The organism is uncultured Gilvimarinus sp., assembly GCF_963975215.1.
Taxonomy (GTDB): Bacteria; Pseudomonadota; Gammaproteobacteria; order Pseudomonadales; family Cellvibrionaceae; genus Gilvimarinus.
On the sequence record NZ_CAXBFW010000012.1, the window covers coordinates 20,260 to 38,606 of the forward strand.

An 18,347-nucleotide genomic window follows, 5' to 3' on the forward strand; every position below is an offset into this window, starting at 1 on the left:
GCCGGATAAGGCGTTACCGTAATAGCGATAAAAACTCGGTGCGGGTCGCCTGATTACTGCGAAAACTGCCGAGCATGGCCGAGGTTTTCATGCTGGAGTTTTGTTTCTCGACGCCGCGCATCATCATGCACATATGCTTGGCTTCGATAATCACCCCAACCCCGGAGGCGCCGGTGATCTCGGCGATTGATTCGGCGACTTGTACCGTTAGCTGCTCCTGAATTTGCAGCCGGCGGGCGTACATGTCGACGATGCGGGCAATTTTGGACAGGCCTACCACTTTGCCGGTAGGGATGTAGGCGACGTGCGCTTTGCCGATAAACGGCAGCATATGATGCTCGCACATTGAGTACAGCTCGATGTCTTTTACCATAATCATCTCGTTCGAGTCCGACGGAAACAGCGCGCCGTTTACCACTTCCTCCAGTGATTGATGGTAGCCTTTGGTCAAAAACTGAAACGCTTTGGCCGCGCGTTTGGGCGTGTCTATAAGCCCCGGGCGCTGTAGATCTTCGCCGATGCCTTCGATGATTTTGGCAAAATGTTGCTGCATTGCTTGTTACCCTGTCTAGGACGAGCGCTCGGCGCCAGCCGGATGAGTCTAAGTGGAACTTGCCACAGTATTAACGTTTTATGAAAGGGCGGCAACATTACGCCAATCTCTGCACTCGGTAAAGGCTTGCCTCTGGTATTATGGCGGCCTTCTCTCTAATACAGGTGAATTTTGTCGTGCAGCAATTGAATGAGGCACAAGCCCGCGCCGAACTGCTCAGTGTTCGGGATTTTATCCGCTATGGCGCCAGTCGTTTTAACGAGGCGGGGTTATTTTTTGGTCACGGCACCGACAACCCCTGGGACGAGGCGGTGCAGCTGGTGCTGGCAGCGGTTCACCTGCAGGGCTTTAACAGCCCCCATGTGCTGGATGCACGCCTCACCGACGATGAAAAGATTGCCGTTCTAGCCCTGTTGCGGGCGCGTATCGAGCGCCGCGTTCCCGCCGCGTATTTAACCGGTAAGGCCCACTTTTGCGGCCTGGAGTTTAATGTGGATGAGCGGGTATTGGTGCCGCGCTCGCCCATCGCCGAGTTGATCGAGGCCGGATTTTCCCCTTGGCTGGAGCAGGCGCCCGAGTATGTGCTGGATTTGTGCACCGGCAGCGGTTGCATCGGCATCGCCTGCGCTTACCAGTTTCCCGACGCCGAGGTGGTGTTGAGCGATATCAGCGCCGATGCGCTGGCCGTTGCCGCGAGCAATATCGAGGCCCATGGGGCCGGCGACCGGGTAGCGTGCGCTCAGGGAGATCTATTTGCCTCTGTGGCAGGGCGCTGCTTCGATTTAATTGTCAGTAATCCCCCGTATGTGGACGCTGAAGACCTTGCCGCTATGCCGGCGGAGTTCCACGCCGAGCCTGAAATTGGCCTGGGCTCGGGTGTTGACGGGCTCGATTTTACCCGTCGTTTGCTGGCCGGCGCGCCGGATCACCTCAACGATGGCGGCTTGCTGGTGGTCGAGGTGGGTAACAGTGCGCTGGCCCTAGAGCAAGCCTACCCGGCGCTTGATTTTCAGTGGGTGGAGTTTGAACGCGGCGGCCACGGCGTGTTTGTGATCAGCCGTGAGGCGCTGGTGGCCGGCTTGGCTGGCTAAGCGCCTGAGCTTTACCGCTTTTTCACATGTTTGTTGGCGATACAATAGGCGCTAATGTGCGTATAATGTGTCGCCTTTAATTCGTCTAGAGTAATGGAACCGCTATGTCCGGCAACAGTTTTGGCAAACTTTTTACAGTGACAACCTTTGGCGAGAGCCACGGCTTAGCCCTGGGCTGTATTGTTGATGGCTGCCCGCCGGGACTCGCGCTGAGCGAAGAGGATATTCAGCTGGATCTGGATCGGCGCAAACCCGGTCAGTCGCGCTACACCACCCAGCGCCGCGAGGCGGATCAGGTGAAGATTTTATCGGGGGTGTTTGAGGGTAAAACCACCGGCACGCCGATTGGTCTTCTGATTGAGAATACCGATCAGCGCTCGAAAGATTACTCCAATATCAAAGACCAGTTTCGTCCGGCCCACGCCGATTACAGCTATATGCACAAATACGGCGTGCGCGATTACCGTGGCGGTGGCCGCAGCTCTGCGCGCGAGACCGCTATGCGGGTAGCTGCCGGGGCCATCGCCAAAAAATACTTAAAAGAAACCTACGGTATTGCGATTCGCGGCTATTTATCGCAGCTGGGTCCCATCGGGATCGAGTCGGTGGACTGGAACGAAATTGCCAATAATCCCTTCTTTTGTCCCGACGCCAGCAAAGTGCGTGAGATGGAAGAGTACATGCAAGCGCTGGGTAAAGAGGGTAACTCGGTGGGAGCAAAAATTACCGTGGTCGCCAGCGGTGTGGCGCCGGGTTTGGGCGAGCCTGTTTTTGATCGTTTAGACGCCGATATTGCCCACGCTTTAATGAGTATAAACGCGGTCAAAGGTGTTGAGATCGGCGCCGGCTTTGCCAGCGTTGCGCAAAAAGGCACCGAGCACCGGGATGAAATTTTACCCGAAGGGTTTGTCTCTAATAACGCCGGCGGAATTTTGGGCGGCATTTCAACCGGTCAGGACATCATTGCCCACATGGCCTTAAAACCTACCTCCAGTTTGCGCATCCCCGGGCGCAGCGTCGATGTTCACGGCGCGCCCGTCGAAGTGGTTACCACCGGTCGTCACGATCCCTGTGTAGGCATTCGCGCAACGCCCATTGCGGAGGCGATGCTGGCCATGGTCGTTATGGATCACGCCCTGCGCCAGCGCGGGCAAAATGGCGCTGTCGAGCACAGTATTCCGCATATCCCCGCTCAAGCTGAGTGACGCCGGTTGCGGGCACTTTAGCCCGCCCGGGCTCGTGCCCGTCTTCCCGGTGCCGTGTTATAGTTTGGCAATGTTTTTAAGGGGGGCGAATGAAAGACTTACGCATAGCGCTGATACAGAGCGATATAATCCCCGACGACAGCGCCGCTAATTTGGCGGCGTTAGAGCCACTCTTAGCCAAACATTTTGGCGATATGAGGGATGCATCCCCGCCAGATTTAATCGTCCTGCCCGAAGTTTTTACCACGGGTTTTCACCCGCGCGCGCGACAGCACGCCGAGCTCCCTGAGGGCCCCGCTAGCCAGTGGCTCATGGAGCAGGCTAAGCGTTATGGGGCCGCCATCACCGGCTCAGTGGTTTTTGCTCGGGGCGCTTCGCCACGGGGCGAGCACGCCGCACATCATACCAATCGCCTGCTGTGGGCCTCGCCCGATCAGCCGTTACAGCACTATGATAAACGCCACTTGTTTCGCATGGCGGGCGAGCACGAGCGCTATCAACCTGGCCGCCAGCGTACACTTGTAACCCTGAAGGGGTGGCGAGTGTTGTTGCAGGTTTGCTATGACTTGCGTTTTCCGGTGTTTAGTCGCAATCGCGACGATTACGATATTGCGCTCTATGTTGCCAATTGGCCCTCGGCCCGGCACGATCACTGGCGCACCCTGCTTAAAGCCCGCGCCATTGAAAACCAAGCCTATGTCATTGGTGTTAACCGCGTTGGGCAAGACGCCTATGGGCAGGATTATGCCGGTGGCAGCGTGGTATTCTCTCCTTTGGGTGAGGTGTTGGCTGATGCCGCCAACCTGCCGGGGGTGTTAACGGCGCTGCTCAGCGAGGCGGATCTCAGATCCTATCGCGAGCGTTTCCCCGCTCATTTAGACGCCGATGATTTTTCGCTTATCATAGATTAACGGCGCAAGACACTGACACAATAATGGCGATAAGAGAGGTTTTGATGTTCCGCACGGTTTTTGTTTTTGCGTTAATGCTGTTGAGTACTTTGAGCTACGCCGCCGACAAAACGCAGGTTTTTATGGCGGGCGATTCGACCATGTCCATTAAAGAGGTAAAGGACTATCCCGAGACGGGGTGGGGCGTGCCGTTTAGTTACTTTTTTGCGGACAATATTGTGGTCGACAACCGTGCCCGCAATGGTCGCAGCACCCGCACTTTTAAAAGCGAGGGCCGCTGGCAGGGTATTATGGATGCCTTGCAGCCGGGCGATTATGTGTTTATCCAGTTTGGCCATAACGATCAGTCCGAGCACAAAAAAGATCGTTACACACCGCCGGCGGACTTTAGTAAAAACCTAGAGGGCTTTGTTGCCGATGTGCGCGGTAAAAAGGCCGAGCCAATTTTGCTCACACCTATTACGCGTCGCTATTTTAATGAGCAGGGCGTTATCGACCCAACTCACGGTGTGTATGCGGATCTGGTGCGCGAGGTGGCGGCCTCGCAAAAAGTAACACTACTGGATATGGAAGCCATAACCCGGGAGTATTTTCAGGCCATGGGGGATGAGTTTTCGGCGCTGCGCTTTATGCACATTGCCCCCGACCTGCACCCGAACTATCCGATTGGGGTGACTGACGATACCCATTTAAATCATCTGGGTGCACGTGAAGTGGCGCAGCTGGTGCTGACAGAGCTAAAGCGTCAGCAACACCCGCTGGCAAAACAGCTGCGTACCCCCGACCCCAAACACCTAAAGCGCTAGTTATTACAATCTGTTACAAAACAGGCCGCTGATTTAGTAGCCATACTCCGCTGGTTTTTTCTATAGTGGAGGATTTGGGCGGCATGTGTCCGCTGTGCTTGGGTAGTCGCAGTGATTGAGGTGATTTTGTGGGTGTAGTGTTAACGCGTGGCTTGGCTGCGACTGGACTGTTATGGCTGTTGGCGCCAGGTGCGCTGGCGGCCGATACTCACTGTGAGGCGTATCCCGATGATTGCATCGCCATAGGCGAGTGGCAGTTTTCGCTGGGTGTTGGTTTGGGCGGGCGCAGTAACCCGCTGGTGGGGGGCGATACCATTCCGGTAGTGGTGCTGCCGCAAGCCAGCTATTACGGCGAGCGTTTCTTCTTAGATACCACGACCCTGGGGTTTTCTCTGCTTGAAACAGAGCGCCAGTCGGTGGCGTTGGTATCGACTCTCGGTCTCGATCATATGTACTTTAACGATGTGTCGCTGGGTAACTTTGTGATTGAAGGGGCCGGTGGCAGCTACGCATTAAGTGCAGCCCCTCAGGGGCAGGGGGCGAATAACCTCAGCGTCGCTCCTGAGGATAGTACCAATACCCCCAACACCACCGATAAAGACGGCCCCAGTGAGTTTTTTCACAAAAAAAGCGACACCGCCCGCGATCTCGAAGAATTTGTCACGCTGGACGACTTAAGTCCGCGGCGTTTGGCGGTACTGGGGGGGCTGGAATACAGCGCGTTTTATCGGCGCACCGGGTTCAGCGTGCAGGCGCTCAGTGACCTGATTGATGTGCACGGTGGGCAGGAGCTGCGTCTTGGGCTCGACCAGCGGCTGTATCGCGGCCGTAATGAGTTTACTCTGGCGGGTGGTTTTGTCTGGCAGAGCGATGATCTGGTGGATTACTACTATGGCATCGATGCCGGTGAGGTAGCTCAGGTTCCCGATCTAGAATATCAGGCGGATGCCAGCGTAACGCCCTATGTGAGGTTTGACTGGCGCCGCCCGCTCGCCGAGCGCTGGACACTGCAAGCCACGCTGCATCAAAAGTGGTTTGACAGCGCTATAACCGATAGCCCGTTGGTGGATCACAGTGGTTCAACAACAGTATTCCTTGGGGGTATTTACCATTTTTAGTCCGCCACGACAGGGACTTTGGGTGGTCGCAGCTCTGGGGTTGCTAGCGGTGTACCCCGTCAGCGCCGCTGACGAAGAGGTCTCTGGATTAAAGACCGGCGCGGTCGAATTGACCCTGGAGCCCAGCTTGTGCGTACTGGCAGAGGGGGAAAACCTCTGCCGTGATCGTGTGCGCGTGAGCTGGCGGGCAAAGCAAAACCGCTCGCTGTGTTTATACGAGTCCGGCGAGTCAGATCCGCTAGACTGCTGGCAAGAGAGCCGCTCGGGAACGCATACCTCGCTGTTAGAAACCGCGAGTGACATACAGTTTCAGCTGGTGGATGCCAGTGGGCGCGGGCCGATAGTGGCGGCCCGGGCTTTTGAAGTTATCGCCGATGCCAAGCGCTACCGGCGCCGGCGGCGCAACCCGTGGAGCTTTTTTTGATGAGTGTGGTGCTGTTAGCGGAAGATGACCAACGTTTAGCCGGCCTGGTAAAAGACTTTTTGCAGGCTAACGGTTTTACGGTGGTGGTAGAATCCCTCGGGCTTAATGTCCCGCGTCAGGTGCAAAACCTTCAGCCGGATATCGTGATTTTAGATCTGATGCTGCCCGGTAAGGATGGTATTAGTATTTGCAAAGAAATTCGCCCGCAGTACGAAGGGCCGGTGTTAATGCTAACCGCGCGCGATGCCGACGCCGATCAGGTGCTGGGGTTTGACGTGGGGGCTGATGACTATGTCATTAAGCCCGCCGAGCCGCGGGTATTGTTAGCACGCATTAATGCGCTGCTGCGCCGATCTAACCGCGAGCCGGCCGAGACGGGCGATATCGTTGTCGGCCGGTTGGCGGTGCGCACCGGCGCCCGCGAAGTGTACTTTGCCGACGAGGTTGTGCCGTTATCGAGTCACGAATACGATTTGCTGTTAACGCTGACGCGGCAGGCGGGTAAAGTCCTTAGCCGCGAGTATTTGTTTACCACGATTTGTCAGCGGCCCTACGACGGTCTCGATCGCACCGTCGATGTGCGAATTTCTCACCTGCGTAAAAAGCTCGGCGATAATAGCGATAATCCGACGCGTATTAAAACGGTGTGGGGGCGCGGCTATATGTTGGTGGCCGACGCCTGGGAGTAAAGAATTTGCTCGGGCGCGCCTTTTTTACACTCTACTTATTTGTTGTGTTGGCCATTTTAGGGGCTGGCTGGGGGCTCGATCGCCTGTACCTTTCGCTTGCCAGCCCCGAGCAGCCCGACCCGCTTAACCGCGCTTTTTTTACTCTGCTGGAAGCCGGAGTACGCTCCCCTGCTGAGCCGGTTACCGAGTCGCCCCGCGACCGCCTCCAGCGCCAATTAGACGAGCTGCAACTGGCGGCCCGTGTCTATCAGTTGTCGGATTTAGCCGACTCAACTCTGAAGCAAGAAATTATGGCCGGCGAGCCGGTTATGCTAAGTGCCGAGCAGCAGCGCCAGGTCTACTATCGCCTCAGTGACTCACCGTGGGTTGTGCAGCTACTGCTACCTGCGGAGCCAGAGCGAGATGGGTGGTATCGGGTCTTGCTGTTGCTGTTTTACCTGTTGCTGGCACTGGTCATTTACCTTTGGATTTGGCCGCTCGTGCGCGATTTGCGCTCGTTGCAAAAACAAGCGCGTTTGATTGGTCGTGCCGATGCCGGTATGCGGGTGCGCTTAAGTCACCGCTCAGCGGTCTACAGTTTATCGCGTGAGTTTAATCGCATGCAGCAGCGTATTGATGAGTTGCTCGCCTCTTACCGGGAAATGACCTACGCCGTATCCCATGAATTGCGCACGCCCTTGGCGCGAATGAAATTTGCACTGGAGTTGGCGCGAGGCGATGCCAGCGCCGCGCAGCGCCAAAACCAGCTGGATAATTTGCGTACCGATGTGGCGCAAATGGATGCGCTGATTAATCAGTTGTTGAATTACGCGGGCTTTGAAACGCAAACTCAGGCGCTTACCTTGCAGCGGGGGGCTCCCGGTGCCCTGGGGGCTCTCGCTGAGGGTTTAATTGAAGGCTTAACATCGCGCGGTACGTTGCCGGCGCTGCCGAACTTTACCGTGCGCGATAATCTGGCCCAGCGCCCCGTGCACGGCGAGTGGAATTTACTCGAACGGGTGATGCAAAATTTACTGGGCAATGCGGCCAAATACGCAAACAGTAAAGTGTTAGTGACGCTGGACTTTGAGTCCGGTTGTTATCGAATTAGCGTTGAAGACGATGGGCCGGGAATTTCAGAAGCCGATGCAGAGCGGGTTTTTGATTCATTTGTAAGGTTGCATCAAGAGCCCACCCGCGACAGTCAGGGTTTTGGTTTAGGGTTGGCGATTGTGAAGCGAATTATCGACTGGCATGCGGGCTCGGTGGTGGTGAGCAAAAGCCCGAGCCTTGGCGGCGCTTGTTTTACCGTGTGTTGGCCTGCGCCCGATGAAGATGCGAGCTAAAACATCAGCGCTAATGGCGGGCCCGCTAAGGCCATTGTGGGTGTAAAAACGCGAGCCGGTAGGGCTCGCGTTTTTATTGCGTGATGGTTTAAAACTGAAAGGCAAATGCCGCGTAGGGGCCGTCCAGCGTTAAGTCGGCGCCCATACCTTGACTGATGTCGATGGTTTGATTGCGATAGCCAAACTCGACACCAAAGTCGACCAACGAATCAAACAGGTAGCGCAGTTTGAGGGTGTAGTCGACGACTTGGTAGTCGCTAAAATCGGTAAAATTACCCTCGGCGCCAGCGGACCAGCCGGTAAAGGGGAGTTCGGCTTCCAGCAGGGCATAGGCCATCGGCAACACCTCGTCGACTTTCATGCTCTCGTCGGTTTCCGGTGTCATCAGGCTGATACGTCCGTCGTATACCCGCAGCGATAAACCTAAATCCAGGCTCACCCAATTATCCAGAATTTCGTAGTAGGCGGTGCCGTCTACATGAGTTAGCTCGATACTGGAATTGGCGCTACCTTCATCCCAGTTTACCGAGCGCCCGGCGTTAATGTCTGTGTAGGCCAGTCGCGCATTGGGGATTAGCGGAATAGGATGCTCAAAAGAAAGGTGTAAAAAACGATTGCTTTCATCGGTGTAACCAAGTGAGTCAACCGGGGTAGCGGCGCTGCCAATATCGCCGGCATAGTCAGATCGCCATAACCCAATGTCACCTTTGATGCCGATAACGTCAGCGTGGGCGATGCCGCTAACGGCACTGAGGCAGAGCGCGGAAAACAAAACTCTCATGGTAAAGTCCTTGCGGGAGTGCGACACAAGTTTGTGCACAAAAGCACAAACAACAAATCAGGTGGCGATCATAGCATTGTGGATTTAACGAAAACAGTCGCGATTAGTCGGCTTGTGTTGAACTTTGTAAAACCGCTAAAAAATTCTGCGCGGCATTACTTTGGCTGCGCCGGTTATCAAAAACAGCCCCCAGTTCACGGGTTAAGGGCGGCAGTTGTAAGTTGAGTGTGGCCAGCTGCGCGTCGATCATCGAACGGGGCAAAACGCCCCAGCCTAAGCCGATAGATACCATCATTTTAATCGTATCCAGATGGTTGGTTACCATTGATATGTTCAGGGTTAATTCATTGCCCTCGAATAAGCGTTGAATCAGGCGTGTGGTGTGAGTGTTGCTGTCCGGGGCGATGGCTTGGTAGTCGCATAAGTCGCTTAACTGCAGCGGCCCTTGCTGCGCCAATGGGTGTGTTTTGGCGCAAACAAATTCTAGCGTGTCGCGCCAAATGGGTCGCTGTGTTATTCGCCCGCTGGCGTGTCCGCCAAGCGTAATAACGCCTAGCTCAAACTCACCTTGCTCCACGGCCGCTAAGGCTTTCTCTGAGTCTAAAAAGTGTAAATCGAGGTGCACCCTGGGAAAGCGGCGGGAAAACTCACTGAGTACGGCCGGTAAGCGGTGCAGGCCAATATGGTGGCTGGTGGCAAGGCTCAGGGGGCCGCTGACATCGCCGTCAAGATCGGCCAGGGCTCGGCCAGCATCGGTCACCGCTTGTAATATCTCCCGGGCGTGGGGCAGTAGTGCCCGGCCGGCCGGGGTAAGCTGGGTTTGTTTACCGTAGCGGTCAAACAGCTTTTTATCCAGCTGCTGCTCGAGTAGCGCGATGCGCTTGCTGATCGCCGGTTGCGTCAGGTGCAGCCGCGCGGCAGCCACAGAGAAAGAACCGCTCTCGGCAATGGCGACAAATGTGCTTAAGTGTTGCGTATCCATGGCTCTATCTTATCATTCCTTTCTAGAATGGAAAATATAAAAAATATGAATTTGTTTTATTTGTGGTGTGTCTATACTATTAGCCTTACACAAGATATTGGTATTAGCGACCTTGCCACAGAGCGGGCCAATACCGAGAAGTACCGCTGTAAATCAGCACCGTGAATTAGCACAAACGAGGACAACATGGCCGCAAAAACTCTTTACGACAAGCTCTGGGATACCCACCTTGTACAGCAGCGCGACGATGGCTCGGCGCTCATTTATATCGACCGCCACATCGTCCATGAAGTGACATCGCCTCAGGCGTTTGAAGGGCTGCGTTTGGCGGGCCGCAAACCCTGGCGGGTGGACTCGGTGTTGGCGACACCGGATCATAATGTGCCCACCACTGTAAAAGAGCGCGCCTCGGGTATCAGCGGTATCGAAGACCCGGTGTCTTTGATTCAGGTGCAAACCCTGGACGATAACTGCGACGAATTTGGCATTGTCGAGTACAAAATCAACGACAAGCGTCAGGGCATTGTGCACGTCATTGGCCCCGAATCCGGCGCTTGTTTACCGGGTATGACCATTGTCTGTGGCGACTCACACACAGCCACTAATGGTGCTTTGGGTGCCTTGGCTCATGGTATTGGCACCAGTGAAGTAGAGCATGTGTTGGCAACCCAGACGCTGGTGGCCAAAAAAATGAACAACATGTTGATTCGCGTAGACGGCGAGTTGGCCGACGGCGTAACCCCTAAAGATGTGGTGCTGGCGATTATTGCTAAAATCGGCACCGCCGGCGGCACCGGTTTCGCGGTTGAGTTTGGCGGCGATGTGTTTCGTGCTATGAGCATGGAAGGGCGCATGACCGTCTGCAATATGGCTATTGAGGCGGGCGCCCGTGCCGGCATGGTCGCCGTGGACGATATCACCATCGATTACGTTAAAGGCCGCGCCTACGCACCGACGGGTGAGATCTGGGGGCGCGCGGTAGAGGCCTGGCGCGACTTAAAGTCTGACGACGGCGCCCACTTTGATGAAGTGGTGGTGTTAAACGGTGCCGATATTATGCCGCAAGTCAGCTGGGGGACCTCGCCCGAGATGGTGGTGGGCGTGCACGAGAATGTACCCGACCCGGCGCAAGAGCCCGATGCGGTGAAGCGCGATGGTATGCTGCGCGCGTTGGAGTATATGGGTTTAAGCGCCGGTCAGCCGATTGCCGATATCAAACTCGATCGCGTGTTTATCGGCTCGTGCACTAATTCGCGCATTGAAGATATTCGCGCTGCCGCCGAGGTGGTGAAAGGCCGCCAAAAAGCCGCCAGCGTTAAACAGGCGATGGTGGTGCCGGGCTCTGGTTTGGTCAAGGCCCAGGCCGAGGCCGAAGGCTTGGATAAGATTTTTGTCGAGGCGGGCTTTGAGTGGCGCGAGCCAGGCTGCTCTATGTGCCTTGCCATGAATGCCGATAAGTTAGGGGCGGGAGAGCACTGCGCCTCTACCTCTAACCGCAACTTTGAGGGGCGTCAGGGCTATGGCGGGCGGACTCACCTGGTGAGCCCCGCGATGGCAGCCGCCGCCGGTGTGGCTGGCCATTTTGTTGATGTTCGTGAATTTGTGCGCACTTAAGCGGGAGCTATTATGAAGCCTTTTACCCAAGTTACCGGCATTGTGGCGCCCATGGATCGCGCCAATGTCGATACCGATATGATTATCCCTAAGCAGTTTTTAAAATCCATTAAGCGCACCGGCTTTGGCAAAAACCTGTTTGATGAGCTGCGTTATTTGGATGTGGGACAGCCGGATCAGGAGTGCACCGGCCGCCCGCTCAACCAGGATTTCGCGCTGAACCAGGCGCGCTTTCAGGGCGCCGAGATTTTGCTTACGCGCAAAAACTTTGGCTGCGGTTCGTCGCGCGAGCACGCCCCCTGGGCGCTTGATGATTATGGTTTTCGCTGCGTTATCGCGCCGAGCTTTGCCGATATTTTTTACAACAACTGTTTTAAAAATGGCTTGTTGCCGCTGGTGTTAAGCGAAGAAGTTGTCGAGCAGTTGTTTCAGCAGATGTATCAAACCGAGGGTTACCAGCTGACCGTGGACTTGCAAAAGCAGCAAGTCATTACGCCGGCCGGTGAAGCGTTTGATTTTGAGGTTGATGAGTTTCGCAAGCACTGTTTGTTGAATGGGCTGGATGATATTGGCTTAACTCTTGAACATGCTGATGCCATTAAGGCTTATGAAACAGCTCGCCGGGAAAGTGCACCGTGGCTGTTTGATGCGGTAAAAAATTAACGCCTGTGTTAATGATTGTACGCAAAGGAGTGTTGTGTGAAGCGCTTTCATATCGCCCTGGCGGTAAAAGATCTAACCGAGTCGATTGCCGATTACTCCCGGCGCTTAGGTTGTAAACCAAGCGCTGTGGTGCCGGATAAGTACGCCATGTGGCGTACCGATTTGTTAAATTTTTCTATTAATGTAATTCCTGAACGGGCCGGCCAGTTGCGCCACCTTGGGTTTGAGGCGGATGAGGCGGCAGGTTTTTCCAGTGAGGTGGATGTCAACGGCATCGAGTGGGAGTTGTTTTCGCCGGCGGCGCAAGACGATAAAATTTTTGAGATTTACGGCGCGCCATCAGTGTAGCTGGTGGCGCGCCCCGATAATGATTAGGAGCAAGCGTGTCTAAAAAAATTATGATTTTGCCGGGCGATGGTATTGGCCCGGAGATTGTTACAGAGGCTCAGCGCGTATTGAACGCGGTAAACGACAAGTTCTCATTGGGCCTGTCGTTTGTCGAAGAGCTGATTGGTGGAGCCTCTATCGATAAACACGGTGAGCCTTTAACCGATGCGGCGGTGGAAAATGCCCGCGGCTGTGACGCGATTTTGTTGGGCGCCGTGGGTGGGCCCAAGTGGGATGGTATTGATCGGGCTATTCGCCCTGAGCGCGGCCTGTTAAAAATTCGCTCGCAGTTGGGGTTGTACGCCAACTTGCGCCCGGCGTTGTTGTACCCACAGCTGGTGGATGCCTCCAGCCTTAAGCCCGAGGTGGTGTCTGGCCTGGATATCTTAATCGTGCGCGAGTTAACCGGCGGCATCTATTTTGGCGAGCCGCGCGGTATTCGCACGCTGGAAAACGGCGAGCGCGAAGGCTACAACACCTATAAGTACAGCGAGAGTGAGATCGAGCGAATTGGTCGCACCGCCTTTGAAATGGCGCGCAAACGCGGCAAAAAGGTCTGCTCGGTGGATAAAGCCAATGTGCTTGAGGCGACTATTTTGTGGCGCGAAGTTATGGACCGTTTGGCGCCCGAGTACCCGGATGTCGAGCTGTCGCACATGTACGTTGATAACGCCGCCATGCAACTGGTGCGGGCGCCCAAGCAGTTCGACGTGCTGGTGACCGGCAATATGTTTGGCGATATTTTGTCTGATGCCGCCGCCATGCTCACCGGCTCCATCGGTATGCTGCCGTCGGCGTCGCTCAACCAAAGCGGGCAGGGGATGTACGAGCCGTGCCACGGCAGTGCGCCGGATATCGCCGGCCAAGGCATTGCCAACCCGCTGGCGACGATTTTGTCGGCGTCTATGATGTTGCGTTACTCGCTGGGTATGGTTGAGGCGGCCGACGCCATTGAGGCGGCGGTGGGTAAAGTGCTGGATCAGGGCTTGCGTACCGCCGATATTGTTACCGAGGGCAGTACCAAAGTCAGTACCTCGGCCATGGGTGATGCGGTGTTGGCGGCCCTGTAAAAGGGTGGTCAATTTGCAGCCAGCGGCTGTTTGCGGCAAGATATATAGCGCTCGAAGCGATGCTCACAAGGCTCGGGGAGAGCGTTAATTCATTCAAAAGAGAGTTATAAAATGAAAGTAGGTTTTGTAGGTTGGCGCGGTATGGTCGGCTCTGTCCTGATGGAGCGTATGCAGGCAGAGAACGATTTTGACGGCATTGAGCCGATGTTTTTCACTACCTCCAACGTGGGTGGCGAAGCGCCCAAGGTGGCTGAAGGGCTGCCGCCATTAAAAGATGCCTACGCTATTGACGACCTTAAAGCACTCGACGCTATTATCTCCTGCCAGGGTGGCGATTACACCAAGGCAGTATTCTCCGACCTGCGCGCTGCCGGTTGGGATGGTTACTGGATCGATGCGGCTTCGAGCCTGCGTATGGATAAAGATTCACTGATTGTGCTGGACCCGGTTAATCTGGATGTTATTAAAGATGGTCTGGCTCGCGGTGTTAAAAATTACATCGGCGGCAACTGTACCGTTAGCCTAATGTTGATGGGTTTGGGCGGTTTGTTTGCTAATGACCTGGTTGAGTGGGCGACCTCGATGACTTATCAGGCGGCCTCTGGTGCCGGCGCGCGCAATATGCGCGAGCTGATCGAGCAGATGGGCACCATTCGCGACGGCGTTGCCAGCGAACTGGCTGACCCCGCCTCCGCCATTTTGGAGATTGACCGTAAAGTGGCCGCCACTATGCGCTCGGGCGATTTCCCCACCGAAAATTTCGGTGCGCCGTTGGCCGGTAGTGTATTGCCGTTTATCGACAGTCAGCTGGAAAACGGCCAGAGCCGTGAAGAGTGGAAGGCGCAGGCTGAAACCAACAAGATTTTAGGCAACGATGGCAACCCAATCCCGCTGGATGGTACCTGTGTACGTATCGGCGCTATGCGCTGTCACGCTCAGGCTTTGACCATTAAGCTGAAAAAGGACGTGCCGCTGGATGAGATCGAACAGATCATTGCCGCACACAACGAGTGGGTAAAGGTTGTTCCAAACGATAAAGAGTCTACTCTGCGCGATCTGACTCCCACCGCTGTGACCGGTACCTTGAGCATCCCGGTTGGGCGTTTGCGCAAACTCAGTATGGGCGGTGAGTACCTCAACGCCTTTACCGTAGGGGATCAGCTTTTGTGGGGCGCGGCCGAGCCATTGCGACGCATGCTGCAAGTGCTGCGCAACGCTTAACAGGCTTGCTTTTGCCGCGTTGGCGGTCGTAAAAAGCCCCGGCTCACACCAGAGTCGGGGCTTTTTTATGTTGAACCGCGTCGCATTTTTACGCATTTTTTTAGAAGCTGGGCTTATTTGCTTAAAAAGCGAACTATAAGCGCTGGCCGTCGCCGGGTTAAGTATTGATAAAAAGCTATTTATAATGAATACTTACGGCTATTAGTGAAGAAATATTCGAGGTTGAAAAGCCTCATTACAACAATTTTCGGGTATGCCGCGCCACAGTGTTGTGGCTGACAGGACGTCCAATGGCGGGTGGTCGTCAGGAGGCCGGGGGAGACAATAAAAGGAAAATGCTATGCATCTTCGTAAGCTGGTAATACTGCTTGGGGTTTTATCACTGTTAGTTTCGCGCTCTGTTTTGGCGCTGGGGCTCGGTGACATATCGCTAAATTCGTCTCTCAATCAGCCGCTGGACGCTCATATCGGTCTGCGAGATCTGGGTGATCTCAGTGCGGAGCAGATCGTCATTAAGCTCGGTACAGAAGAGGATTTTGAAAAGGTCGGGCTAGAGCGCTCGTTCTTTTACACGCAATTGCGTTTTAATGTTGTCGCCGATGGGCCCAATGGCCCGTTTGTGGCGGTTACCAGTCGCGACCCGGTACGCGAGCCGTACCTGAGTTTTGTGGTCGACATGCGTTGGACCAGCGGTCGGGTAATGCGCGAGTACACTTTGCTGCTAGACTTACCGACCTTCTCAGGTGAAACGGCTGCGCCGGTGCAGGGCAGTGTGACGCCGATCGAGTCAAACAGTCGACCCGCAAAGAGCGAGCCGGTACGGCAGCGCACTGAATCCGGCGCCGTACCGGCTGAAACTGCCGGGAGCGATGTCTACGGTCCTGTAAAAGCCAGCGATACATTATGGGAAATCGCCCGCGATTATCGTCCGGGTAATGCCTCTATCCATCAAACCATGCTGGCCATCCAGCAGGCCAACCCAGACGCTTTTATACGCAATAACATAAACCTGCTGCGCAAAGGGCAGGTGCTGCGCATCCCGTCTGAGAGTGAAATTCGCAATCTTAATAATCGTCAGGCTATCAGCCGTGTTGCCGAGCAAAACCGTGAGTGGTCGGGCGATGCCATGGGCGCTCAGCTCGATGGCTCTGGTCGCACCCGCGATAACCGCGCGGCACCGAGTGAGGTAAGTGGCCGTGTACGCCTTGCGTCAGGCAGCAATGAAGCCTCTGATACCAGCAACCCTGGTGCCGGTTCGGCCGGTAGTGAAGAGCTCTCCCGTGAGCTGACCGATGCTAAAGACGAACTGGCCCGTACCCGTGGAGAAAACTCTGAATTGCGCTCGCGCGTGGGCGACCTCGAAGAGCAAATTGAAACCATGGAGCGCTTGCTTGCCGTTAGTAACGAGCAAATGCGCGCTCTTGAGTTAGCCGCGCAGCAGGAAGAGGGTGCCGATACCACGGCTGAAGATTCAGCGATCGCGAAAACCCCCGCGGCGGCCGATAAAGCACCGGCTGCAAAAACGGCTGCGGCTAAGGCCGGTGGCGCTGAACCTGAGCAAAATGCTAAACAGCCTGCAGAACAAACAACCGCTGAGACCGGGGCGCAAGCGGCTAAGCCGGAAGAGGCACAGCCCAATCGCAATACGACCAAAGTAGTACGTCGCGCACCTGAGCCGACGCTCATGGACAAAGTGATGAACAATCTGTTGTGGATTGTTTTGGCACTGGTTGTCGTTGTGTTGTTGATTGTATTTGCTCTGCGTAAGCGGAGCTCAAAAGCCGGTGACGATGACGAGTTTAGCTCTGACTACGACGAGCCGATTCCCTATGAGGATGACGAGAGCGAGGCGGAGTTTGAGCAAGCTGACGCCGAGCAAGAGCAGCCGTTGGCCGAAGACCCGCTGTTTACCGAAAAGGATGATGATGGTGATGCGTCCGTCGAGGCAGAAACGGGTGACGTAGTTGGCGAGGCGGACATTTACATTGCGCTGGGTAAATATGACCAGGCCGAAGAAATGCTGCTGGCCGGGCTTGAGCGCGAGCCGGGTTCGGTAGCGATTAGTCTCAAATTGCTTGAGCTTTATGGCGAAAGTAATAACCTGGAAGCCTTTGATGCACGCTTTGCGGCTATCGCTGAGCAGGGCGACCAGAATGCTATTGCGCGGGCAAAAAGCTTGCGTGAGCAACACTTCCCGGGCGCTGCCGAGTTTGTCCTGCCGGCTGCTGTAGCCGGCACTGCGGCGGCTACAGCAGACGATTTGGGTGAAGACGACTTTGCGCAAACCTTTGACCTTAACGATGAGTCAGAGGCGGCTGACAGCCAGGAGCTTGACCTGGATGACGACTTTGATTTCGACCTCTCTGATGAGCTGGGTGACTCAACGCTGGACGATTCGTCAGAATCTACTGACTTTGAGGCGCCTACCGGTAGCGATGAGTTGGAGCTGGACGAGTCGTCAAGCCGTTATGACCTGTCGTTTGACGAAGGCGATGCACAAGAGCAGGACGATGTGCTCGAGTTTGACTTAGATCTCGATGACGAAAGCGATATCAGCGAGCCGACTGACGATTTATCCCTTGAACTCGATGACGCGCCGGAAGCTGAGCCGGATGCGGCGGATGATCTGGAGCTCAGTCTCGATGATGTGGAGCCTATGGCGCCGGAAGATGTGGCGGCACCTCAGCAGCTGGACTCTGATGAGTTGGCTGATTTGGAGTTTGATCTCGATGCTATTAGCGACGACTCGGGGGAGACTGACACTGACGGTGGCGTATCCCTGACCGATGAGGCGCCGTTGTTGGATGAAGATTTTAGCTTTGATACACCGTTAGATCTGGAGCCCGAAGAAGACGAAGCGCCGGTTTACGACGAGCCAGAGCCGTACAGCCCGTCGGCTGCCGGTGAGCCGCGTGCGTCGGTGGCGCTGGACGACGAAACCTCAACAGACACTGAAGATGACGTTCCAACGCTCGATTTGGCTGAAGACGAAGCAGATGACTTTGATCTGGATAAGGCCATGGACGATTTTGATTTGGAGTCTATGGACGCCGATATGGCGGCTCTTGATGACGCAGACTCTGAAAGCCCGAAGGAAAGCTTAGCGGACGCTGGTGCCGATCAAGCACAGGCGGAGCCGGAAGCGTTTGATGCGGATGACGACGATGCTTTTGATCAGGCGCTCGGTGGCTTAGACGTTGATGAGTCGGCGCTAGATGATGCTCCGGACTTTGACAGTTTGGCTGAGCTCGATGACGACAGCGATGTTGACGATGAGGATCTCGACTTTTTAACCGACAGTGACGAGGTCACCACCAAGCTTGATCTGGCTCGTGCTTATATCGATATGGGTGATCTCGATGGTGCTCGCGATATTCTCGCCGAAGTGGCCGAAGAGGGTAACGACGAGCAAAAAGCTGAGGCGAACAGCTTGTTGGAGAAGGCTCAAGGCTAACTCTGTAGCTGCTCTAAAGGCCTTGCCCACCTAGGTGCGCAGGGCCTTTTTTA

General features: G+C 55.3%; 17 protein-coding genes. 14 read left to right on the forward strand and 3 right to left on the reverse strand.

What is annotated here, in order from left to right; genetic code table 11:
- Positions 1-13: 13 nt before the first annotated feature.
- A complete protein-coding gene (gene folE, locus AAC019_RS09725; protein WP_339898599.1) occupies positions 14-553 on the reverse strand; it encodes a GTP cyclohydrolase I FolE in 540 nt (179 codons plus the stop codon).
- Between the two features lie 176 nt (positions 554-729).
- On the opposite strand from folE, the gene prmB reads away from it, so the two are divergent.
- The 8 genes from prmB (at position 730) to AAC019_RS09765 (ending at position 8,122) form a co-directional block, all read left to right on the forward strand.
- Entirely contained in the window at positions 730-1,644 is a 915-nt protein-coding gene (gene prmB, locus AAC019_RS09730) for a 50S ribosomal protein L3 N(5)-glutamine methyltransferase (RefSeq protein ID WP_339898601.1), read from the forward strand.
- A gap of 104 nt (positions 1,645-1,748) precedes the next feature.
- Positions 1,749-2,849: a chorismate synthase gene (gene aroC, locus AAC019_RS09735; protein ID WP_339898602.1), complete on the forward strand. Its 1,101-nt coding sequence runs from the start codon at positions 1,749-1,751 to the stop codon at positions 2,847-2,849.
- Between the two features lie 89 nt (positions 2,850-2,938).
- Positions 2,939-3,760, forward strand: coding sequence for an amidohydrolase (locus tag AAC019_RS09740; RefSeq protein ID WP_339898604.1), 822 nt, complete (start codon positions 2,939-2,941; stop codon positions 3,758-3,760).
- Positions 3,761-3,804: 44 nt separating this feature from the next.
- On the forward strand, positions 3,805-4,566 hold the full coding sequence (locus AAC019_RS09745; RefSeq protein WP_339898606.1) for a rhamnogalacturonan acetylesterase: 762 nt from the start codon (positions 3,805-3,807) through the stop codon (positions 4,564-4,566).
- 128 nt (positions 4,567-4,694) lie between these two features.
- Positions 4,695-5,684, forward strand: a complete 990-nt coding sequence (locus AAC019_RS09750) for a MipA/OmpV family protein (RefSeq protein WP_339898607.1) — start codon at positions 4,695-4,697, stop codon at positions 5,682-5,684.
- A gap of 22 nt (positions 5,685-5,706) precedes the next feature.
- On the forward strand, positions 5,707-6,108 hold the full coding sequence (locus tag AAC019_RS09755; RefSeq protein ID WP_339898608.1) for a DUF3019 domain-containing protein: 402 nt from the start codon (positions 5,707-5,709) through the stop codon (positions 6,106-6,108).
- Positions 6,108-6,797 carry a response regulator transcription factor gene (locus AAC019_RS09760; protein WP_339898691.1) on the forward strand — a complete coding sequence of 230 codons (690 nt, stop codon included), beginning with the start codon at positions 6,108-6,110 and terminating at the stop codon, positions 6,795-6,797. The genes AAC019_RS09755 and AAC019_RS09760 overlap by 1 nt, the downstream gene beginning before the upstream one ends.
- A 5-nt stretch (positions 6,798-6,802) precedes the next feature.
- The gene (locus AAC019_RS09765; protein ID WP_339898610.1) at positions 6,803-8,122 is read left to right on the forward strand and encodes an ATP-binding protein; all 1,320 of its coding nucleotides are present in this window, start codon (positions 6,803-6,805) and stop codon (positions 8,120-8,122) included.
- 88 nt (positions 8,123-8,210) lie between these two features.
- On the opposite strand, the gene AAC019_RS09770 is transcribed toward AAC019_RS09765, so the two are convergent.
- Both AAC019_RS09770 and AAC019_RS09775 read right to left on the reverse strand, forming a co-directional pair.
- Positions 8,211-8,903, reverse strand: coding sequence for a TIGR04219 family outer membrane beta-barrel protein (locus AAC019_RS09770; protein ID WP_339898611.1), 693 nt, complete (start codon positions 8,901-8,903; stop codon positions 8,211-8,213).
- A 103-nt stretch (positions 8,904-9,006) separates the two neighbouring features.
- The gene (locus AAC019_RS09775; protein ID WP_339898613.1) at positions 9,007-9,885 is read right to left on the reverse strand and encodes a LysR family transcriptional regulator; all 879 of its coding nucleotides are present in this window, start codon (positions 9,883-9,885) and stop codon (positions 9,007-9,009) included.
- 186 nt (positions 9,886-10,071) lie between these two features.
- On the opposite strand from AAC019_RS09775, the gene leuC reads away from it, so the two are divergent.
- The 6 genes from leuC to AAC019_RS09805 all read left to right on the forward strand — a co-directional run bounded on the left by leuC (position 10,072) and on the right by AAC019_RS09805 (position 18,294).
- On the forward strand, positions 10,072-11,499 hold the full coding sequence (gene leuC, locus AAC019_RS09780; protein ID WP_339898615.1) for a 3-isopropylmalate dehydratase large subunit: 1,428 nt from the start codon (positions 10,072-10,074) through the stop codon (positions 11,497-11,499).
- Between the two features lie 12 nt (positions 11,500-11,511).
- The gene (gene leuD, locus AAC019_RS09785; RefSeq protein WP_339898616.1) at positions 11,512-12,162 is read left to right on the forward strand and encodes a 3-isopropylmalate dehydratase small subunit; all 651 of its coding nucleotides are present in this window, start codon (positions 11,512-11,514) and stop codon (positions 12,160-12,162) included.
- A gap of 36 nt (positions 12,163-12,198) precedes the next feature.
- Positions 12,199-12,510 (forward strand): hypothetical protein, encoded by a 312-nt coding sequence (locus AAC019_RS09790; protein ID WP_339898618.1) that lies wholly within the window; start codon positions 12,199-12,201, stop codon positions 12,508-12,510.
- Positions 12,511-12,545: 35 nt separating this feature from the next.
- Positions 12,546-13,619, forward strand: a complete 1,074-nt coding sequence (gene leuB / locus AAC019_RS09795) for a 3-isopropylmalate dehydrogenase (RefSeq protein ID WP_339898620.1) — start codon at positions 12,546-12,548, stop codon at positions 13,617-13,619.
- Between the two features lie 111 nt (positions 13,620-13,730).
- A complete protein-coding gene (asd, locus tag AAC019_RS09800; protein ID WP_339898621.1) occupies positions 13,731-14,840 on the forward strand; it encodes an aspartate-semialdehyde dehydrogenase in 1,110 nt (369 codons plus the stop codon).
- 340 nt (positions 14,841-15,180) lie between these two features.
- Positions 15,181-18,294: a FimV/HubP family polar landmark protein gene (locus AAC019_RS09805; RefSeq protein ID WP_339898623.1), complete on the forward strand. Its 3,114-nt coding sequence runs from the start codon at positions 15,181-15,183 to the stop codon at positions 18,292-18,294.
- The last annotated feature ends 53 nt before the right edge of the window (positions 18,295-18,347 follow it).